Below are 17,383 nucleotides of genomic sequence, written 5' to 3'. Positions count from 1 at the left end.
TTAGTGGGAACTATGATCCTCTATTCAGCCGATTTTGGCGGAAATACGCTAATCTGAGGGTGAATAAGACCCTGTAGTTCCGTTTGGAACGAGATTAGGCTGATTTAGCTCAAATAGCGCCCTGTAGTTCCTCTATTGGCGGCTTGGCTTGGACAACTCGCCTTTGTAATCAAATCTGTCACAATGACACTCGGAGGCACAAGGAGACCAAATAAATGAAACGGGTCTGTTTTGGAGACATTATTACTTCAAGGACAGAAGGTTACGACCGCTCTATATTAACTATAAGAGAAAGCTTACTGACTTTAAAAAGGAAGTGTTAAACAATGAACTTAGAAACCGTCATGCAGGAGCTTGAAGCTCTGAGCAAGGAACGAATCAAGAAAATTTACGCCTCCAACGGTGCGCACGAACCTCTTTTTGGTGTAACTACCGGCGAGATGAAACCTATTGCCAAGAAAATTAAGATCAATCAACCTTTGGCAGAGCAGCTTTACAATACAGGGAACTACGACGCTATGTATTTTGCCGGCGTAATTGCAGATCCAAAGGCGATGACTGAGGCGGATTTCGAGCGCTGGATAGATGGGGCTTATTTTTATATGCTGTCAGATTTTGTGGTTGCAGTAACCTTGGCAGAAACAGATATTGCCCAAAAAGTTGCCGACAAATGGATCCTAAGCGGTGAAGAGTTGAAAATGTCAGCGGGCTGGAGTTGTTACTGTTGGCTTTTGGGTAATCGGCCGGACAGCGAATTTGATGAAAGCAAGCTTGCCGATATGCTTGAAAGGGTGAAAAATACGATTCATGATGCGCCCGAACGAACGAAATATGCTATGAATAATTTCATTTATACCGTAGGGTTATCCTATTTGCCACTTCATGACAAAGCGGTCGAGATTGCCAAGGCAGTTGGCCCGGTAGAAGTCCAAAAAGATAAGAAGAAAAGTAGTTTCCTGATAGCTTCCGAACGGATTCAAAAGGATGCAGATAAAGGGAGAATCGGTTTCAAACGCAAATATGTAAGGTGTTAAATTTCATTGTCGGAATTTGCTGATTTGTGATAGGATGAACATCAGATTCTCTTTAAGAGATTCGGATATGGAATGAAGAATAGGAGATCATCTTTATTATGACCAGCAAGAACAATCAGCATGTGTTTAGACTGGCACTGCTGCTCGGTTTATTTTCGACACTCGGGCCTTTTACGATTGATATGTACTTACCCGCGTTTCCGGAGATTGTGAAGCAATTCGGTACAACAGCTTCACTTGTGCAGCTCAGTCTGACCGCTTGTTTACTCGGTCTCGGCATCGGCCAACTCGTCATGGGTTCGTTAAGCGACGTCCATGGTAGGCGTAACCCGCTGCTTATTTCTATGGCCGTATATGTCGTCGCCTCATTAGCTTGTGCATTCTCCCCTAATATCGGAGTGTTGATCGCATTCCGGTTCATACAGGGCTTTGCAGCTTCGGCTGGCATTGTCATTTCCCGCGCAATCGCACGTGATCTGTACAGCGGTCACGAGCTTACCAAGTTTTTTTCCTTGCTGTTGCTTGTCGGAAATTTGGGCCCGCTCGTGGCACCGGTAACTGGCAGCGGGATTCTATCTTTTACTACCTGGATCGGTGTGTTTATCGCACTGGCGTTGTTAGGATTATATCTACTGACGATGACAAAGTGGAAAATGCAGGAGACCCTGCCACCTGATCGTCGCAGGCCTAGCAATTTCATGGAGCAGTTGAGGAACTACGGCTCGCTCCTGCGAGATCGCCAGTTTGTCGGCTACATGCTGGCACAGGGCATTATGATCGCGGGTGTGTTCGCGTATGTGTCGGGGACGCCTTTTATCTATCAAAATATTTACGGAGCATCGCCGACTGTATTCGCCCTATTGTTCGGATCGAACGGGATTAGCTTAATCATCGGCTCCCAAGTGGTGGGGCGGATGTCGCATCGCGTATCCGAACACGCCTTTCTGTTGTTCGGCCTCTGGCTTGCCTTTTTTGCCAGTATAACTGTCTTAGTGGTGGCCATCGTTCATGGACCGCTTTTCGCATTGGTAATTCCGCTGTTTTTCTTCGTAGCAGCAATCGGCATTACGTCAACGGCAGCATTCCCGCTTGCCATGGAAAGCCAAGGTCATATGGCGGGCAGCGCTGCTGCGCTGCTTGGTGTTATTCCCTTTTTGCTCGGGGCTGTTGTCTCACCGCTAGTCGGCATCGCAGGTGAGAATACCGCTGTACCGCTGGGCGTAATTATTTTAATGACGAGTGCCGCAGCAATGTTCGCTTACTTCTTTTTGGTAAGAAGAAACTCGCGTGGAGTAGCTTAGATTTTACTAAGCCAAAAAGCCTTTAGAAGCACTTAATAAGTGTGTTCTAGAGGCTTTTTTGTGTTTATTCGCGCCTTCAGCATACTTTCAGTTAACTTTCATATGCCTATCAGCCCAGCTTAAGTAACATTTCAGGTTAGTGCCCTATACTTCAATTATCAACAATAATTAACTAAATGGCACTCGAGAGGTGGTAATAGCATGAATGAAGAGATGAAGGATATGAAGGATATGATCAACGTAAATGATATAAAGGTTGAAAACAAAACGGGAAGTATTAAATTTAAATCTATGTTTGCAGCTTTTATGGCTGGCGCAGTCGTTATTGGTGGTTTGATGTTCACTTCGGATAAGCTGAATCTGTTTGGGTATGATGCTGCTCCCGTTCAATCAGGCGCCGCTGCAGCTGCTAATTCGGCAGCAGCTAATGTCCAGACGGCATCGCTATCGCCTATAAGGACAAATAGCGTATCATCCATTGTAAAAGCTGCGAGTCCAGCCATTGTCAAAATTGAAACAAAAGTAAAACAGACGAATAATGGACAGAATAGAAGAAACACATTTCCACAAGGTACTCAAGGTGGAGATACCATTGAAAATGGGATTGGGTCGGGCTTTATCTTCGACTCAAGTGGTTATATATTAACGAATGAGCATGTGATTGATGGCGCGGACGAAATTAGCGTCTACGTACAAGGCTACGATACACCATTTACGGCCAAACTTCTTGGAAGCAGCTATGATCTCGACTTGGCTGTCCTTCAAATTCAAGGAGATAAAGCTTTTCCCGCTTTGAAAATTGGCAACTCTGACAACACGCAAGTAGGGGACTGGCTAGTTGCGATCGGTAACCCGTATGATTTCGATTACTCCGTAACTACTGGTGTTTTAAGCGCCAAAGAACGTGCGATCAGCATCGATGATACCGAGGGAACTCGAAATTATAAGCATTTATTACAAACGGATACTGCCATCAATCCAGGTAACTCCGGCGGTCCGCTTTTAAATTTGAATGGTGAAGTTATTGGCATCAATACTGCTGTTAACTCTGAAGCGCAAGGCATTGGCTTTGCAATTCCCGCAAGCACGTTCAGTTCTGTTGTAGATAAGCTGAAAAATAACGAAACGATTCCCAAAGAGCCAGCACCCTACATCGGTGTAGCGTTGCAAAATATTACGGATGATATGCTTTCAGATTTAAAAATCAACAGCACAAAAGGTGCCGTAGTTGCTGAAGTGGAGCATGGCACGCCAGCTTTTGAGGCGGGCATTCGTCAATACGACGTTATTTTGAGTGTAAATGGTACGGCATCTTCAAGCACGGAGGACATTACAAAAGCTGTGCAAGCCGCGGCTGTGGGCGATGAACTGAAAATAACCATTTCACGTGATGGCCAAACGAAGGATGTTACCGTTAAAGTTGGCGATAAAAACGCAGCAGCTAGCTATCAAAGTTAAATCTAACAAGCCTATAATAAAAGTCGACCACTCTTTTATATATAAAACTTAGACCCCCAGCCCGTAGCTGAGGGTCTCTTTTTTTGCTTACCAGGGAATTGAAAATCTGTGACGGGAGCTTTTCCAATTCAACGTGCCTGTGAAAACGAGTGCGGCGAAATAGAGAAACAAGGAACAGAGGATAGAAGTGGTTACGCACCAAACTTGCGGCATGCCATGGCTGGTAACATATTGATAGATCCAGTGACCGCATATCGCCATCAGCATCATGCTGATCCCAACCTTGATATAAGGACGAATATTCCAATAGAATCCGATCGAGTTGGAGATGGAGAAAAAATTCAGCACCGTTTGCATCACTATGCCGATACCGATGCCATAAGCCACACCGATGATACCCAATTGGCTGCCTAAAACGTAGATCGTGACAGCCTTGAATGCGGTGGCTATTACATAATTCCACAGCGTAGCTTGCGCACGACCGAGTCCGAGCAGAATCGCATGAAGCGGGGCGTCGAAATAATGCAGGAAAAACATCGGCGCTAGTATTTTCAGAAGCAATCCTGCCTCTGGCGCATTATAGACAAGTGTTGTTAGCGGAGTAGCCCACTCGTATAGGATAACGGTTGCCGGGGCGCCAATCAGAAGCCCCAAGTTCAAAGCCTGATTCATCCGCTCATGGATGAGCAGGCTGTTCTTATTCGCCGCAGCCTCCCCAATCGCAGGAATGAGCGCAGTGGATAAGGACTGCGTGATAAAGCTAGGCATGAACAGCAGCGGAAACGCATAGCCGGCCAGCATGCCGAATTGCTTTGTAGCAAGCGCCGTGCCGACGCCAGCGAGTGCCAAACTCGTTGTGATAAGAAGCGGCTGGAAGGTGCTGTATAACGAATGAATAATTCCGTGACCGGTGGTCGGAAGTCCGATCTGCAGCAGCTCGCTGAGTGTGCTTCTACCTTGTTTCAGGTGGCTCGCCCAAGTCTCGCCAGGCATCTTCGATTCGCCGAACAGTTTGTAGCTTGTCATCAGGAAGAGGAGGCTGATTGCTTCGCTGATGACAGAGGCAGCCATTGCTCCAGCGGCTGCATAAGCGACGCCGTATGGCAGCAACAGGTGGACCAGCGCAAGCACGCAGGCGATTTGAACGGTATGCTCCAGTACATCGGAAGCGGCGATAGTCTTCATCTGCTGAACGCCGCGGAAATATCCTTTTAATACAGCGGAGACAGCGACGATCGGTGCGATTGGCGTTATTGCGAGCATCGCGTAATAAGCGCGTTGATCGCTTAGCAGAATGGATGCGATCCACTCAGATCCAAGTAACGTTATGGTCGTGAGTGCTACGCTCAAGAACCCCGTGACAGCAAGTGAGACATGTAGAATGCGTCTCACTTTCATCCGTTCGCCGCGAGCGTAGGCCTCTGCGACCAACTTTGAAATGGCTACCGGCAATCCAAGCTCTGTTATCGTAATGACGAGCGGGACGAGCGGATGCGCCATCATCAAGATGCCGATTCCCTCTGCGCCGAGCACGCGAGCGATATACATACCACTGATAAAACCGAGAATACGGTTGATGAAAGCGGCGACAGACAAAACCAGCGTACCTCTCATAAACGATTGCCCATGTTGTGACATGACTTGTGTCCTCCTGTTTATCGAATAGTTAAATGTATTCAAAAATTGGAAAAGCATGCGAACAAGCCGGTTTTGATGTTGTTTTTGGAAAATGGGGGAATGGATGATGTGCCATGTGGAATGAAAGTTTACCTGGAATGAAGTGCATTAGTCATGGGTGTAGATGCAGTGGAATACGCTTAGTAAAGATGATATTACAATCGGGAGGCTGAGCGTATGGCTGTATCCTATATGGATTTCACTTCTCCAAACGTACAATATTTCTACGATCTGAAGAACAATCGAACATTCACTAAGGATGCGAACAATTTCATCAACACGCTGGGTATTCAGCAGTTGAATACACTGGGTAACGTCTCACTGCTCGACATCTATTTATCCAAAGCGAATGTGGTCGAGCCGCATGTTCATCAGAACGCATCTGAATTGGTCTATTGCATTCGAGGCGCAGCGGTGGTGTCAATCCTTAATCCGTTCACCAAAATGGTGCTTAACTTCAATATTACGCCAGGCCAGGTAGCTAATATTCCCCAGGGTTGGTTCCACTGGGAGATGGCTACCGAAGACGATACGCATCTGCTCGCCATCTTCGATGCGCCAGTACCGGAATTTATCGCGGTATCGGACTTCCTCAGGCTGGCGCCGAGAAACATGCTCGCTCACACATATTGCCTAAATCAAGAACTGATAACGGAGGCGCTGGCGCCGGTCAAGAGTACCGTTACAATCGGGCCGCCGGCTGATTGCAGGCATCAACGCCAGGCGCGGCCTGACAACTACTCACCGCAAGCGGAGCAGCATCCGCAAGCCTCCTATACGGGATATGTGTCGCGGCCTTCCCCTTTTCCCGGCATCGGAAACGGCTATAATCAGCAGGGATAACTGGATACAACAAAGAACCGCAATTGACTGCGGTTCTTTGTTTTGTATATAAGGATTTTTTATCTGATTGGAGGCATTCAGGGAACTAGAGTCCGCTATTTCAATGAAAAGCACAATATCCATGAGTAGGGGGAACTACGTTCCGCTATTTTGCCAATTTTGGTGTAAAACCGGACCGTCTACCATCAATCGAAGACAAATAAGAGCCTGTAGTTCCGCCTAGATAGGAAACAGCTCGTTTTTATCCAAAATAGGGGACCCTAGTTCCCATACGAAGCTTGCGGTGGTGGTAAGCAATAAAACTGGACAACACGGCAGAAATATTGCCACCTCTAGAGGAAAGGTTAAGCCATATGGTTTTGGTGGCTGGCAACACACGAACTCATGGGGGAACAAGGTAGAAATATTGTACGAATTAATCAGGAAAAGGCAACCAATCTAAATAGATCGGTTGCCTTTTCTCATTGTTGAAGGTGACCATGCTCTTACCATTTTATTCGTCTGATTAGTCGAATCATCTCTTCTTGTTCCTCATCGTTAATCGGCCAAGTCCGGATTTCATGGATGATTTTATCCATATTCGTATAACCTTTCGCTAATCCGTTTAATCTTGCGGCCAAGGTTGCGTTAGTCAGTTCTTCATCGGTTGGAAAAAAGGTTCTCAGCTTGTCGATCGCATCGGGATACCGTTTCAAATAATATTTCTGATGCCTTTCCTCAGCAGGATAAAAGCGAATAAAGGGAGCAACTTCGGTGTCTGGGATTCCATTCCCTTGTTCCTCTCTGTTAGCCATGACCTTATGGACTATGTTCATCTGAACGGGGTCGCGATATAGTACCAAGGATCTGTACTGCCGGCCTTTGTAATCATTAATATTTACTGGATTATGGTTGCTCCAGAACAGATTCAAGATAGTCTCCAAACTTACGATGTTGGAATTGAAATCCATTTCGACGGTCTCCGAGTGATCTCCAAGTTGCCTGTAAGTCGGGTTCTCAGTCGTTCCTCCAGCAAATCCCGCTCGCGTTCTCGTGATGCCAGTCAGCTGCCCGAACAAAGCATCAGGACTCCAGAAGCATCCCATGCCCAAGGTTACAGTTTGGTTGTTGCTCTTATCCATCACTCCCACCTCCTTATGAATAAATTCATTATGATAAAGCTACAGCGGCTGGACTTGCTCCGCACCGCTTCTCCCTCTAAAGAACATGCGAAGGGACAATAAAAGCATCAGCACGCTGATTATAACGCACCCGATAATCAAACTGTGAAAGTGTTCGGTCGTGATTTGACTGCTGAAAACCGTTCCGAGCAAGCTCGACGATAGAATTGTTCCCATAAAACGCGAAGTCATAAACATCCCCGAGGCAATGCCAGTCTCTGCCGTTGTAACATAGGAATAAAGGGCTGTTTGCAGCCCAAGATTCTGGAAACCGTTGCTGATGCCGAGCACAGATAAGCAAATAAAGATCCAAACCGCAGTGGAGCTATCGTGAATGGTTAATAACATGGAGGTTCCAGCCACAACGAATAGCGTACCGACCAGCAGTGGAGTTCGCGAACCCGAACGGTCAATCCACCTGCCCACAATCGGGGTAACGAGGATACCGAAGCCTGAAATAGACAGCATGATCAATCCCACTTCTTGTCCGTTATAATGCCTCACCTGCTGCAAATACGAAGGGATACCAAACATAATCGAGTAAAACACAATATTGACTAAAATAAATTGCAAATAAACAAAGCAAACATCGACATTCCGCTTAAGAAACAGGACATCGATAAATGGCTGTTTTCGCTTGGCTTCATACCAATAAAAACCAATGCTAAGCACTAGACTAAGCAGGAGCAATAGCCAGTTGACACCTGATTTGAACGATAGGAAAAAGAACAGCCAACTAAAAATCAGCGCGGTGAAAAAGACAATGCCCGTAATGTCCAAAGAACCAGCACCTGCATGCTTCCGGGGTGTATCCTTAGGCATCATTCGGAGAGCGAGCACGAAAGAAACGATTATAAACGGAAAATTAATGAGAAAAATAGACGGCCAGTCACTGTATTGAATTAAAAATCCTCCGAGCGATGGACCTAGCGCCGCTGAGGTCGAGGAGAACACCGACATGACACTAAGCGCTCTCGCTTGATTCGTCGTGATGACCGAGCGGATGATGCCCATGCCATTGGGGAATAAGGCGGAGCTGCCGATCGCTTGAATGACACGAAAAGTCATCAGCCAGCCGAAGCTCGTTGATAGCGGCGCCAGCATGGAAGAGACGGTAATGAGGGCGAGTCCAAGCAGGAAGATTTTTTTGCGGCCGAATAAATCACCGACCTTCCCCATGACCGGCTGTGCTACAGCACTAGCCACATAGTAGGTTGCTATGAGCCAAGAAATCGAGGCATACGTGACATGGAACTCTTCCTGCAGCCTGGAAAAAGCGACGGAAATCATCGTTGTGTTTAAAGGGTTGAGCAGCGTACCCAAAGCTACAGCTGTTATGAGCCATAGATGTCCGGTTTTGTTTGATTTGACGGTATCTGACAAGAAGATTTACTCCTTTCAACGATGCATGTTAGGTGATAAAAAGGTAAAAGACTTCCGGTCTATATTCCCACAGGGGAGGTCGGAAGTCGCTCTATTATCATATAAGTACATACAATCTAACATGAGTACTTTTTAATTGTCAATTTATGCTTAAAAGGAGATATACGCTTGTGCATGGTCGAATAAGTATGCCCGATCCAAGAGATATGTTTGATCCTTGCTGTCTTGTGCGGCCGGCTCTAGTTTTCCAGTTATATCCAATAATGCAGACTCAATTAAATTTAATCTCAGGGGTCCCCACGCTTCTTGTTTTCGCTCAGCATAGTTCATACTCTCGATCAAAGTCAGACCTTTAATCCGCTGAAAAAGAGCAACCCACGTAGTCAAATCGCACTTCAAGCTGCTAGAAGGGATGGCAAATTCTCTGAAGCCAACGACTCCTGCATCTGTCGAGATAGCAATTAGCCCGCAGATAGCATCGTTCCCGTTTCCAAGCTGCAGCTTTTCTATAAGCACATCGTCATATCGGAAACATTCTATTCGAGTAATCTTGATTTTTAAATTTAGCAAAGCATGATGAAGGGGAGGCATAATAGTTTCATTCATCGTGATCAGCATCTTGTCACTCCTTTAAACAACTGTAATGGCTCGAAAATGCAAAAATGACCTTCTCTGGAAACAGAGAAAGGTCATGGGAATTCAAAGTCATATCCTCGCTCTTATCTCCCAGATTCGCTTAAATTAGCGTTTCCGCAAGAATTAGCACCGTGCATTCCTTTGTTAACAAAGGTTTGTCGGTTGCCGGGTATCATCGGGCTAGTCCCTCCACCTACTCTTGATAAGAAAAATCAATATATTCGATTACGTTCAATATTACTATAAAGCACTCTGTTGTCAAGGAATTTCACGTCTCGTAAATGCAAGGATTTGTATAATTTTCCAAATTAAAAGGGGTTACATAAATCTTTTGGAAAAATCAAGTGAAATATTTACAAAATTTATAAATAAATTGTAAGCCCACTTAATACTAGTTAATTATCATTACTATGAGATTGCTAACATCAAATTATAAGTGAGCGAAGGAGAGATCTTATGAAGCTAGTCGTAATGGGAGATTTACATTATCACGCAATTGACGAAACAATTCCGGGGTGGTTAGAGGCACGTAATGATTTCTATCAAACTTTACTGGGACGCTTTTTAGAATTAGATGGTGATGCTCATATTTCTCTAGGGGATTTAACGAATTATGGGCATTCCTCGGAGCTTCGTGAAGTTTATGCGCAGTTGCGAGAAAGCGATAGAACGTTCTATCATGCTTTGGGCAATCATGATCTGTATGCTCAAACAAGAAGGGAAGTTCTCGAAATTACGGGACAAGATCGCTATCACGCAGTAACAAACGAGAAAGTCGTGCTTGTATTTCTAGATACAGCCAAAGAAATGGATTTTGAGGATTGGGGAGGCTGGGTTGACGAAGAGCAATTGAAATGGTTCGAAGATGTCATCACGGCATCTGGGACGAAACCTGTCTTAGTCTTTGCTCATCATCCCGTCTATAATACGACAACAAATTCCAATAAGGATAAAGGTTCCATTCATCCAAGCATTGATATGATGAAGATTTTAAGCAAAAAAGAAGGCGTAGGAATTTATTTTAACGGTCATACCCATATTGATTCAATTGTTAAGCAAAATAACTGGACATTTGTTCAACTATCTGCCTGTCTAGATCAGCATGGACTGCGTATCGTGGACGTTGATCAAGATGAGATTCGTATTTCTGCCATTGATTTTACGGATGCAGCTCTTACAGGGAATGTTGAGATGCTGTACAACAATATGAAGCATTTTAGACATAATCCTACCGCACGCGGTGTAGATTCAGATCGGGAATGCACGGTCTCTTTACGAGTAGAAGCGGAACAAATATAGTTTCTTATCAGGGGAGGTCTTGATGGATGAAAAGGCTTATGAATGATGAAGGCGGAATGTTTTTTGAAAGATTAAGCACACACCGAATGGTGGCTTCCATCAAGGAGCCAAAGCAAATTGAAATTGCCTTATCACTTAAAAACCAATTAAGCGGCGTATTTCTCTTAACGGGGCATATCGGTGTTATCAAAGGCTATGTCGATTTGTTCAATAAGCACCAGTTGCCTGTCTTCCTTCACTTGGAGAAAATAGGCGGCTTAAGTACCGACTCTTATGGTATGGACTATTTAGCTAAAGTGATTAAACCCACAGGGATCATTACTACGAAAACGAATGTTGTAAAAACAGCGAAAAAAATGGGTTTACTTACCATTCAACGCTTCTTCCTAGTGGATACGGAAGGGGTGGAGAACATATTCAAAAGTCTTGCTCAAGTAGAGCCTGACATCATTGAGGTTATGCCAGCGCGAATTCCACAAATGATCGGGGAGATCAAGAAGTTCACTACCCTTCCAATCATTACAGGCGGTTTGGTGTATGAGCGAAGCCAGGTAATGGATGGGTTTAAGCATGGAGCAACGGCGGTATCTGCCTCCAAATCGGATTTATGGCGAGAAATCTATACCACAGAAGATAAGATGATACGGAATATTGTATGAAGGTTGAACTTGGTTGAATTTTCATAATATTAATAACCACTTAACACTCATTTAATACTCAGCGATTATGATGAAGCCAGACAAGTAAATAGCAGTAGGTTGGAGTAGTGGAGAAGCCTGATTAGCGGCCGACTTTAAGTCGGCGGTTAATTTAGGCTTCTTTCTTTATGGGTTCATACTAAAAAATTGGGAGGAACTACAAATGTTTAAGAAAAAATTGGTATCGATTCTTACGGTAAGCTCAGTCATCATGCTATCAGCATGCGGAACAGGTGGTGCAGGAGATAAGGCAGCTTCAGGTTCGGCAAGTAAGGCTTCCTCATCACAAGAGAAAATCGTTATTAAATATTGGACAGCTAACGGTGGGAAAATTGAAGAAGCGAAACAAAACCTTGTGAAAAAGTTCAATGAGTCACAGAACAAAATTGAAGTTCAGCAAGCGAACCAAGGGAACTACGATGATCTTCATGCGAAAGTGCAAGCTGCCTTTGCTGCTGGGAACGCACCTGCTGTTTTCGACCTTGAAATTGCATCTACCGGGATTTTCGCACGCTCAGGCATGCTTGTAGATTTGACTCCTCTGGCAGCAAGGGATGAGGCGCAAGTCAATATTAAGGATTTTAATCCAGGCCTTATGGGCAATGCCTACGTGGATGGCAAGCTATATGGGATTCCATTTATGAGAAGTACGCCGATCTTTTATAAAAATGTCACGATGTTAAAAGACGCTGGATTGGATCCTGCCGGTCCGAAAAACTGGAAGGAATTAGAGGAGTATTCCCGCGTTTTGAAAACAAAAGGGAAGACACCTTTGACGATGGCCGTTGGCGTATGGGAATATGAGGCGCTCGTTGCTCAAAGCGGTGGTAAGGTCCTAAGCGAGGACGGGAAAAAAGCCACTTTCAACACGGCTGAAGGTGTTGCACCGGTAGAGTTTTGGAAGAAGATGTCCGATGACGGTCTTATCAAGTTTACTGTAGGGAAGACAGCAGGTGCGGATGCGGAGAAGGACTGGACCAACCAGATTTCCGCTTTCAAAATCGGATCTACAGCCGGCGTTTCTGCAAGCTTAGAGGTTGCTAAAGGGAATAACTTTGTAATGGCAACCGACTTTATGCCTGCTAATAAATCGTATGGAGTTCCAACAGGCGGATGCCAATTGGCCATCACATCCAAGCTGAAAGACGCTGAAAAAGAAGCAACTTGGGAGTTTGTGAAGTTCATGACATCTAAGGAAAACACGATCTACCAACATAAATATGTTGGATACCTGCCTAACCGTCTATCTGCTTTGCAAAGTGATGAGCTGCAAAACTACTATAAAGAGTTTCCACAATACAAAGTAGCTTCCGATCAATTACAGTATGCTGTACTTCGTCCGAACGCTAATGCCTACGCAGAAGTTTCAAAAACGATCATCGATGCCATGACCAAAGCCATCCTTGAAAAAGATGTAAAACCGCAAGATGCCATGAACGAGGCTGCGGAAAAAGCGAATAAATTGTTGAGTAAGTAATCATCAGACTGGGGAGGACTCCCAGTTCATTCCATGAGAGCAGGCCAGCAACTTTCTATCGAAGCGGGAAGCTGGCTTGCTCTCAAATCACCAAGAAGAAAGGTTGAGCTTACCTGTGGAATGGTTATCTAACATTAAAGTAGTGATTTTTGATATGGATGGAACGCTCTACCAAGAAGATACGTTCATGGACCGTTACATCCGCTATTTATTAGAAGGTACGGAGTGGGAAGAGGAGATTGATGCCTCAATAGCAGCATCGAGAAACCAATTATCCGGTAATCACCCGATAAAACTAGGTCATTTCTATCATAAATTAGATGGGGTAGTGCTTGTCCAACATGCTGGCAGCTTTGTCCAAGGGTTTACTTCAAAGGGCACCCCGCTTGAAGAGCAAGAGTTTGCAGAGAAGTATAGATCCTTATCTCTCTATGATTCCAATCTCATCTATATGGGGGATCCATGGGGGATTGTTGGGGCAATCCGCTTTAAATACAAGATATCTGAAGAAAAAATGAGAATTGCTTTTGAACGCGTTCGTGAAGAAATGCTCCTTGAGCCTTATCAATTTGAACTACATAAAGATTTGTTTCTGACCATTCAGAACTTGACAGCTGTAGACAAAAAAATATTGATGACCAACACGTATGAAAAATCCGGTATCGAATTTTTGCACTATATGCAAATACACCACATGTTTAATGAAATCTATTGTGGTGCTGATAAACCGTTTGGTATAAAAAAATTCACCGAGTCGTTACTGCAAGAAGGATATCTTCCTCATGAAATCTTGTCGATTGGAGATAATCCGTGGAACGATTTATATCCTGTCAAACAAATCGGCGGCCGAACCTGTTTTATTACTCCTTATCAGACTGGTGACGAAAAGCAATGGGACTTACACTTGCATTCCTTAGATGAATTAATGCAGCTGATGCACGCTATTCAGGAACATAAACAAGTTATGAATTCGTATACAGTTAAAATGTAAAGGAGATGAGCGTATGGCAAAGATCCAATTAGTCAATATTGGGAAAAAATATAAAGACGAAACGATTATCAGCGGTCTGAATCTGACGATCAAAGACGGGTCGTTTACTGTTCTTGTTGGCCCATCCGGTTGCGGCAAATCAACAACCTTGCGCATGATTGCAGGGCTTGAAAAACAGACCGAAGGACAAATATGGATTGGTGACAAATGTGTAAATGATACACAGCCAGGCCTCAGGGATGTGGCCATGGTATTCCAGAACTATGCCTTATATCCAACAATGACCGTACGTGAAAATATAGAATTCGGACTCAAGAATAGAAAAGTACCCAAAATGGAACGGGAGACGTTAATCCGTGATATTTGTGAAATCGTCGCATTAACTCCTCATCTGGACAAAAAGCCGCAGAACTTATCCGGAGGACAGCGTCAGAGGGTTGCATTGGCCCGGGCAATGGTCAAAAAGCCAAAGGTATTTATTTTGGATGAGCCGCTCTCCAATCTGGACGCTAAGCTGCGCAACCAAATGAGAACGGAGTTGATTCAGCTTCATAAGAGACTGGGCAGTACCTTTGTTTATGTAACCCATGATCAAGTGGAAGCTATGTCGATGGGTGATGAGATCGTCGTCATGAATAAAGGTGTTATTCTACAAACAGACTCACCATTGAAGCTTTATAATGATCCGGTTAATATGTTCACAGCACAGTTTATCGGTACCCCGGCTATGAATATTTTTGATTATGGTCATGTACAAGGGTTGAATGTGGAGACGGCTTCGGAAATTGGCTATATCGGCTTCAGGGCTGAACATGTGTTGATGTCTCCGAAGGATTATACAGATGGCTTTGTAATAGAAGGAGAAATCATTACGAGAGAAAGCCTAGGGGCAGAAAATATTTATCAAATCGATTCCAACATGGGAACGTTTTTCGTAAAGACCTTCCTTACCTCCTTGGAAACGGCTGATCATATTAAAGCATTGATTCCTTATGATCAGCTTTACTATTTTGACTCAAATGGTCAAAGAATTCGCGATATATCTAGACATGTACAACGTGAGAGAATCCTTGTTGCTGGCGGCGGTGTTTAATATGACAATGTGGGAAAAGCTGCGTCCGTATACGATGGTTGCTCCAGCCATTACTGTGTTTTCAATATTTTTTATATATCCAATCATCTATATGGTGTACCTAAGCATGTTTGATTGGAATTTTATTAGCCCTAATAAGAATTTTGTTGGGTTGCAGAACTTTACAGATCTCTTAACGGAAAAAGAATTTATACAAGTAATAACAAATACGTCCATCTACACCGTTTTAACGGTCACGTTCATCATCGGACTCTCCTTACTTTTGGCGCTGTGGCTGAATAAAACAAGTATGTTTTCAAGTTTTGTACAGGGCGCAATCTTCAGTCCGCATATTGTTTCCTGGGTATCCATTTCGATGATTTGGGCTTGGGTGATGGACCCGCAATACGGCTTATTAAACTGGTTTATCGGTTTGTTTGGTTTTGCTAAGCTCGCCTGGCTTTCCTCTCAAAAGACATCTCTGATTTCATTAGTTATCGTTGCTGTCTGGAAAGGGCTTGGCTACAACACCTTGGTATTTATTGCCGGTCTGCAAAGCATACCTAAAGACATCTACGAAGCGGCAGCTCTTGATCGCTCTAAACCTTGGACCACTTTCTACAGATTGATACTTCCCATGCTCTCACCTACGATCTTCTTCCTGGTGATCATCAATATGATCGGATCTTTTCAGGTTTTCGAAACGATCGCGATCATGACGCAAGGGGGACCGGTCAACACAACGAATACGCTTGTTTATTACATTTATGAATATGGTTTCCGGTTCTTCAAAATCGGTTACGCTTCTGCGGCAGGAGTCATCCTACTGTTCATTGTCGGAGTACTAACCATCATCTACTTTAAAATGTTGTCCAAACGCGTGCATTATCAATAGAAGGAAGTGATTCCATTGAAAGCTGAACAGACCATTGATGCTGATCGTACGTTGTTATATGTAAATAGCAAAGAAGAAATCGCATCAAAAATGTTGCAGTATGTCATCCGTGCCATAAGCGTGATTGGCATGATTGCTCTAGTCCTTGTTTTTGCCATGCCATTTGTATGGATGCTCTCTACTTCTCTTAAAACGCTGCCAGAAACGATGATTTTTCCGCCTAATTGGATTCCAAAGCACTTCATTTGGAGCAATTATGCAAGAGCTTGGGGATCTGGTCCGTTTTTACACTATATTTCGAACAGTATTGTTATCTCAATTAGTATTCTAGCTTTGCAGATGCTTACGATTATTCCTGCGGCATATGCCTTTGCTCGCTATAAGTTTAAGGGATCGGGCATTTTGTTCGGCATGGTGATGGTGACCTTAATGATCCCGTCACAATTAATTTTCTTGCCCGTATATTTACAGTTGAGTACATGGAAGCTGCTGAATACGCATCTTGCCCTTATTCTTCCCTTTGCGTCCAGCGCCTTCGGCATCTTCCTCTTGAGGCAGTCCTTTAAACAGGTGCAGGAAGAACTGGTTGAAGCCGCACGTCTCGATAGCGCCAAAGAGTGGCAAATTATTATTAAATTAATGGTGCCTATGGCTAAGCCGGTACTTGCGACCTTTGCCTTGTTCAGCTTTATTGCTCACTGGAACGATTACTTCTGGCCGCTTGTGATGACGACAGATGACGTTGCGAGAACGTTGCCTTTGGGGATTGCAAGGATCCGGGAAGAAGAAGGGGTCGCTAATTGGAACGTGCTTATGGCTGGAAATATGATCCTGGTAACTCCAATTTTAATTGCTTTCTGTTTTGCCCAAAGGCATATCATTCGTGCTTTTGTGTATACAGGGGTAAAATAATCCGTTGTGAATTGGATACAGAAAGAGGCATGATCCTATGGGATCATGCCTTTTTCTGTATGGGTGGAAACTCGGCGATACAGCGGAGTTTGGTGGGAGGTTCGACCCAGAGCTAAGTTGGCTGGCTAGCCATCTTGGTGGAACTACAGTCCGCTATTTCTGCGAATAGCGGGGCTGGGCTGCCTGAAGTTCCCATCCGCGGGAGGATGGGGGTGGGTGGGAGGAGTTAACAACTCCTCCGCAGTCTAGTTTGTTGGTTTTTTATGCTGCTGCAGCGATTAGCGGGAAAAACTCCAGTTATTTCAAGGGATTTCCCCTTGGAAATACAAATAACTGGAAAAAATCCCGTTAATCCACGCCAACTCCCCTACCTCCTGGCTCAATCGTCCCCATTAGCAGGAGAAATTCCATTTATTCACCCTGTAGCTGTATAAATCAATTAAATAACGGTAGTATTTCCAGTTAATATAAGGGGGCTGCCAAAAGTCCCCCAAAGACTCTCCCTCGGTCATTTGATGACTGCTGGAAGAGCCTCTTTTCCTATTTA

The 17,383-nt window shown here is 44.3% G+C and carries 15 protein-coding genes and 1 riboswitch; of the genes, 11 read left to right on the top strand and 4 right to left on the bottom strand.

All coding sequences use genetic code 11. From position 1 onward, the window contains the following. The first annotated feature begins 326 nt into the window (after positions 1–326). The 3 genes from AC58UW_RS28645 to AC58UW_RS28635 all read left to right on the top strand — a co-directional run bounded on the left by AC58UW_RS28645 (position 327) and on the right by AC58UW_RS28635 (position 3,793). Complete coding sequence (locus tag AC58UW_RS28645; protein ID WP_497423965.1) at positions 327–1,034, top strand: DNA alkylation repair protein; 708 nt, start codon at positions 327–329, stop codon at positions 1,032–1,034. 98 nt (positions 1,035–1,132) lie between these two features. After that, complete coding sequence (locus AC58UW_RS28640; protein WP_497423964.1) at positions 1,133–2,335, top strand: multidrug effflux MFS transporter; 1,203 nt, start codon at positions 1,133–1,135, stop codon at positions 2,333–2,335. A gap of 201 nt (positions 2,336–2,536) precedes the next feature. Beyond that, positions 2,537–3,793 (top strand): S1C family serine protease, encoded by a 1,257-nt coding sequence (locus AC58UW_RS28635; RefSeq protein WP_497423963.1) that lies wholly within the window; start codon positions 2,537–2,539, stop codon positions 3,791–3,793. Positions 3,794–3,880: 87 nt separating this feature from the next. Here AC58UW_RS28635 and spoVB read toward each other — a convergent pair whose 3' ends face one another. Then, entirely contained in the window at positions 3,881–5,431 is a 1,551-nt protein-coding gene (gene spoVB / locus AC58UW_RS28630; protein ID WP_497423962.1) for a stage V sporulation protein B, read from the bottom strand. 216 nt (positions 5,432–5,647) lie between these two features. On the opposite strand from spoVB, the gene AC58UW_RS28625 reads away from it, so the two are divergent. After that, positions 5,648–6,313, top strand: a complete 666-nt coding sequence (locus AC58UW_RS28625) for a cupin domain-containing protein (protein WP_497423961.1) — start codon at positions 5,648–5,650, stop codon at positions 6,311–6,313. Between the two features lie 485 nt (positions 6,314–6,798). Here the strand turns inward: AC58UW_RS28625 and AC58UW_RS28620 are convergent, their stop codons facing one another. The 3 genes from AC58UW_RS28620 to AC58UW_RS28610 all read right to left on the bottom strand — a co-directional run bounded on the left by AC58UW_RS28620 (position 6,799) and on the right by AC58UW_RS28610 (position 9,474). Continuing rightward, positions 6,799–7,434: a peptide-methionine (S)-S-oxide reductase MsrA gene (locus AC58UW_RS28620; RefSeq protein ID WP_497423960.1), complete on the bottom strand. Its 636-nt coding sequence runs from the start codon at positions 7,432–7,434 to the stop codon at positions 6,799–6,801. A 39-nt stretch (positions 7,435–7,473) separates the two neighbouring features. Beyond that, the gene (locus tag AC58UW_RS28615) at positions 7,474–8,856 is read right to left on the bottom strand and encodes an MFS transporter (protein WP_497423959.1); all 1,383 of its coding nucleotides are present in this window, start codon (positions 8,854–8,856) and stop codon (positions 7,474–7,476) included. A gap of 150 nt (positions 8,857–9,006) precedes the next feature. Continuing rightward, positions 9,007–9,474, bottom strand: coding sequence for a hypothetical protein (locus tag AC58UW_RS28610; protein ID WP_497423958.1), 468 nt, complete (start codon positions 9,472–9,474; stop codon positions 9,007–9,009). Positions 9,475–9,572: 98 nt separating this feature from the next. Then, a riboswitch (SAM riboswitch) is annotated at positions 9,573–9,701 on the bottom strand. Between the two features lie 247 nt (positions 9,702–9,948). Between AC58UW_RS28610 and AC58UW_RS28605 the strand changes: the two genes are divergently transcribed. From AC58UW_RS28605 to AC58UW_RS28575, 7 genes are all read left to right on the top strand, one after another. Beyond that, positions 9,949–10,791 carry a metallophosphoesterase family protein gene (locus tag AC58UW_RS28605; RefSeq protein ID WP_497423957.1) on the top strand — a complete coding sequence of 281 codons (843 nt, stop codon included), beginning with the start codon at positions 9,949–9,951 and terminating at the stop codon, positions 10,789–10,791. A gap of 26 nt (positions 10,792–10,817) precedes the next feature. After that, entirely contained in the window at positions 10,818–11,450 is a 633-nt protein-coding gene (locus AC58UW_RS28600) for a glycerol-3-phosphate responsive antiterminator (protein WP_497423956.1), read from the top strand. Positions 11,451–11,652: 202 nt separating this feature from the next. Next, positions 11,653–12,966: an ABC transporter substrate-binding protein gene (locus AC58UW_RS28595; protein ID WP_497423955.1), complete on the top strand. Its 1,314-nt coding sequence runs from the start codon at positions 11,653–11,655 to the stop codon at positions 12,964–12,966. A gap of 115 nt (positions 12,967–13,081) precedes the next feature. Further along, complete coding sequence (locus AC58UW_RS28590; RefSeq protein ID WP_497423954.1) at positions 13,082–13,957, top strand: HAD family hydrolase; 876 nt, start codon at positions 13,082–13,084, stop codon at positions 13,955–13,957. Positions 13,958–13,970: 13 nt separating this feature from the next. After that, complete coding sequence (locus tag AC58UW_RS28585; protein WP_497423953.1) at positions 13,971–15,050, top strand: ABC transporter ATP-binding protein; 1,080 nt, start codon at positions 13,971–13,973, stop codon at positions 15,048–15,050. Continuing rightward, positions 15,007–15,924, top strand: a complete 918-nt coding sequence (locus tag AC58UW_RS28580) for a carbohydrate ABC transporter permease (protein WP_497423952.1) — start codon at positions 15,007–15,009, stop codon at positions 15,922–15,924. The genes AC58UW_RS28585 and AC58UW_RS28580 overlap by 44 nt, the downstream gene beginning before the upstream one ends. 90 nt (positions 15,925–16,014) lie before the next feature. Further along, positions 16,015–16,836: a carbohydrate ABC transporter permease gene (locus tag AC58UW_RS28575; protein WP_497424001.1), complete on the top strand. Its 822-nt coding sequence runs from the start codon at positions 16,015–16,017 to the stop codon at positions 16,834–16,836. Positions 16,837–17,383: the final 547 nt, after the last annotated feature.

Source organism: Paenibacillus sp. J22R160 (genome assembly GCF_059692135.1).
This window is presented reverse-complemented; position numbering and strand designations above follow the sequence as displayed.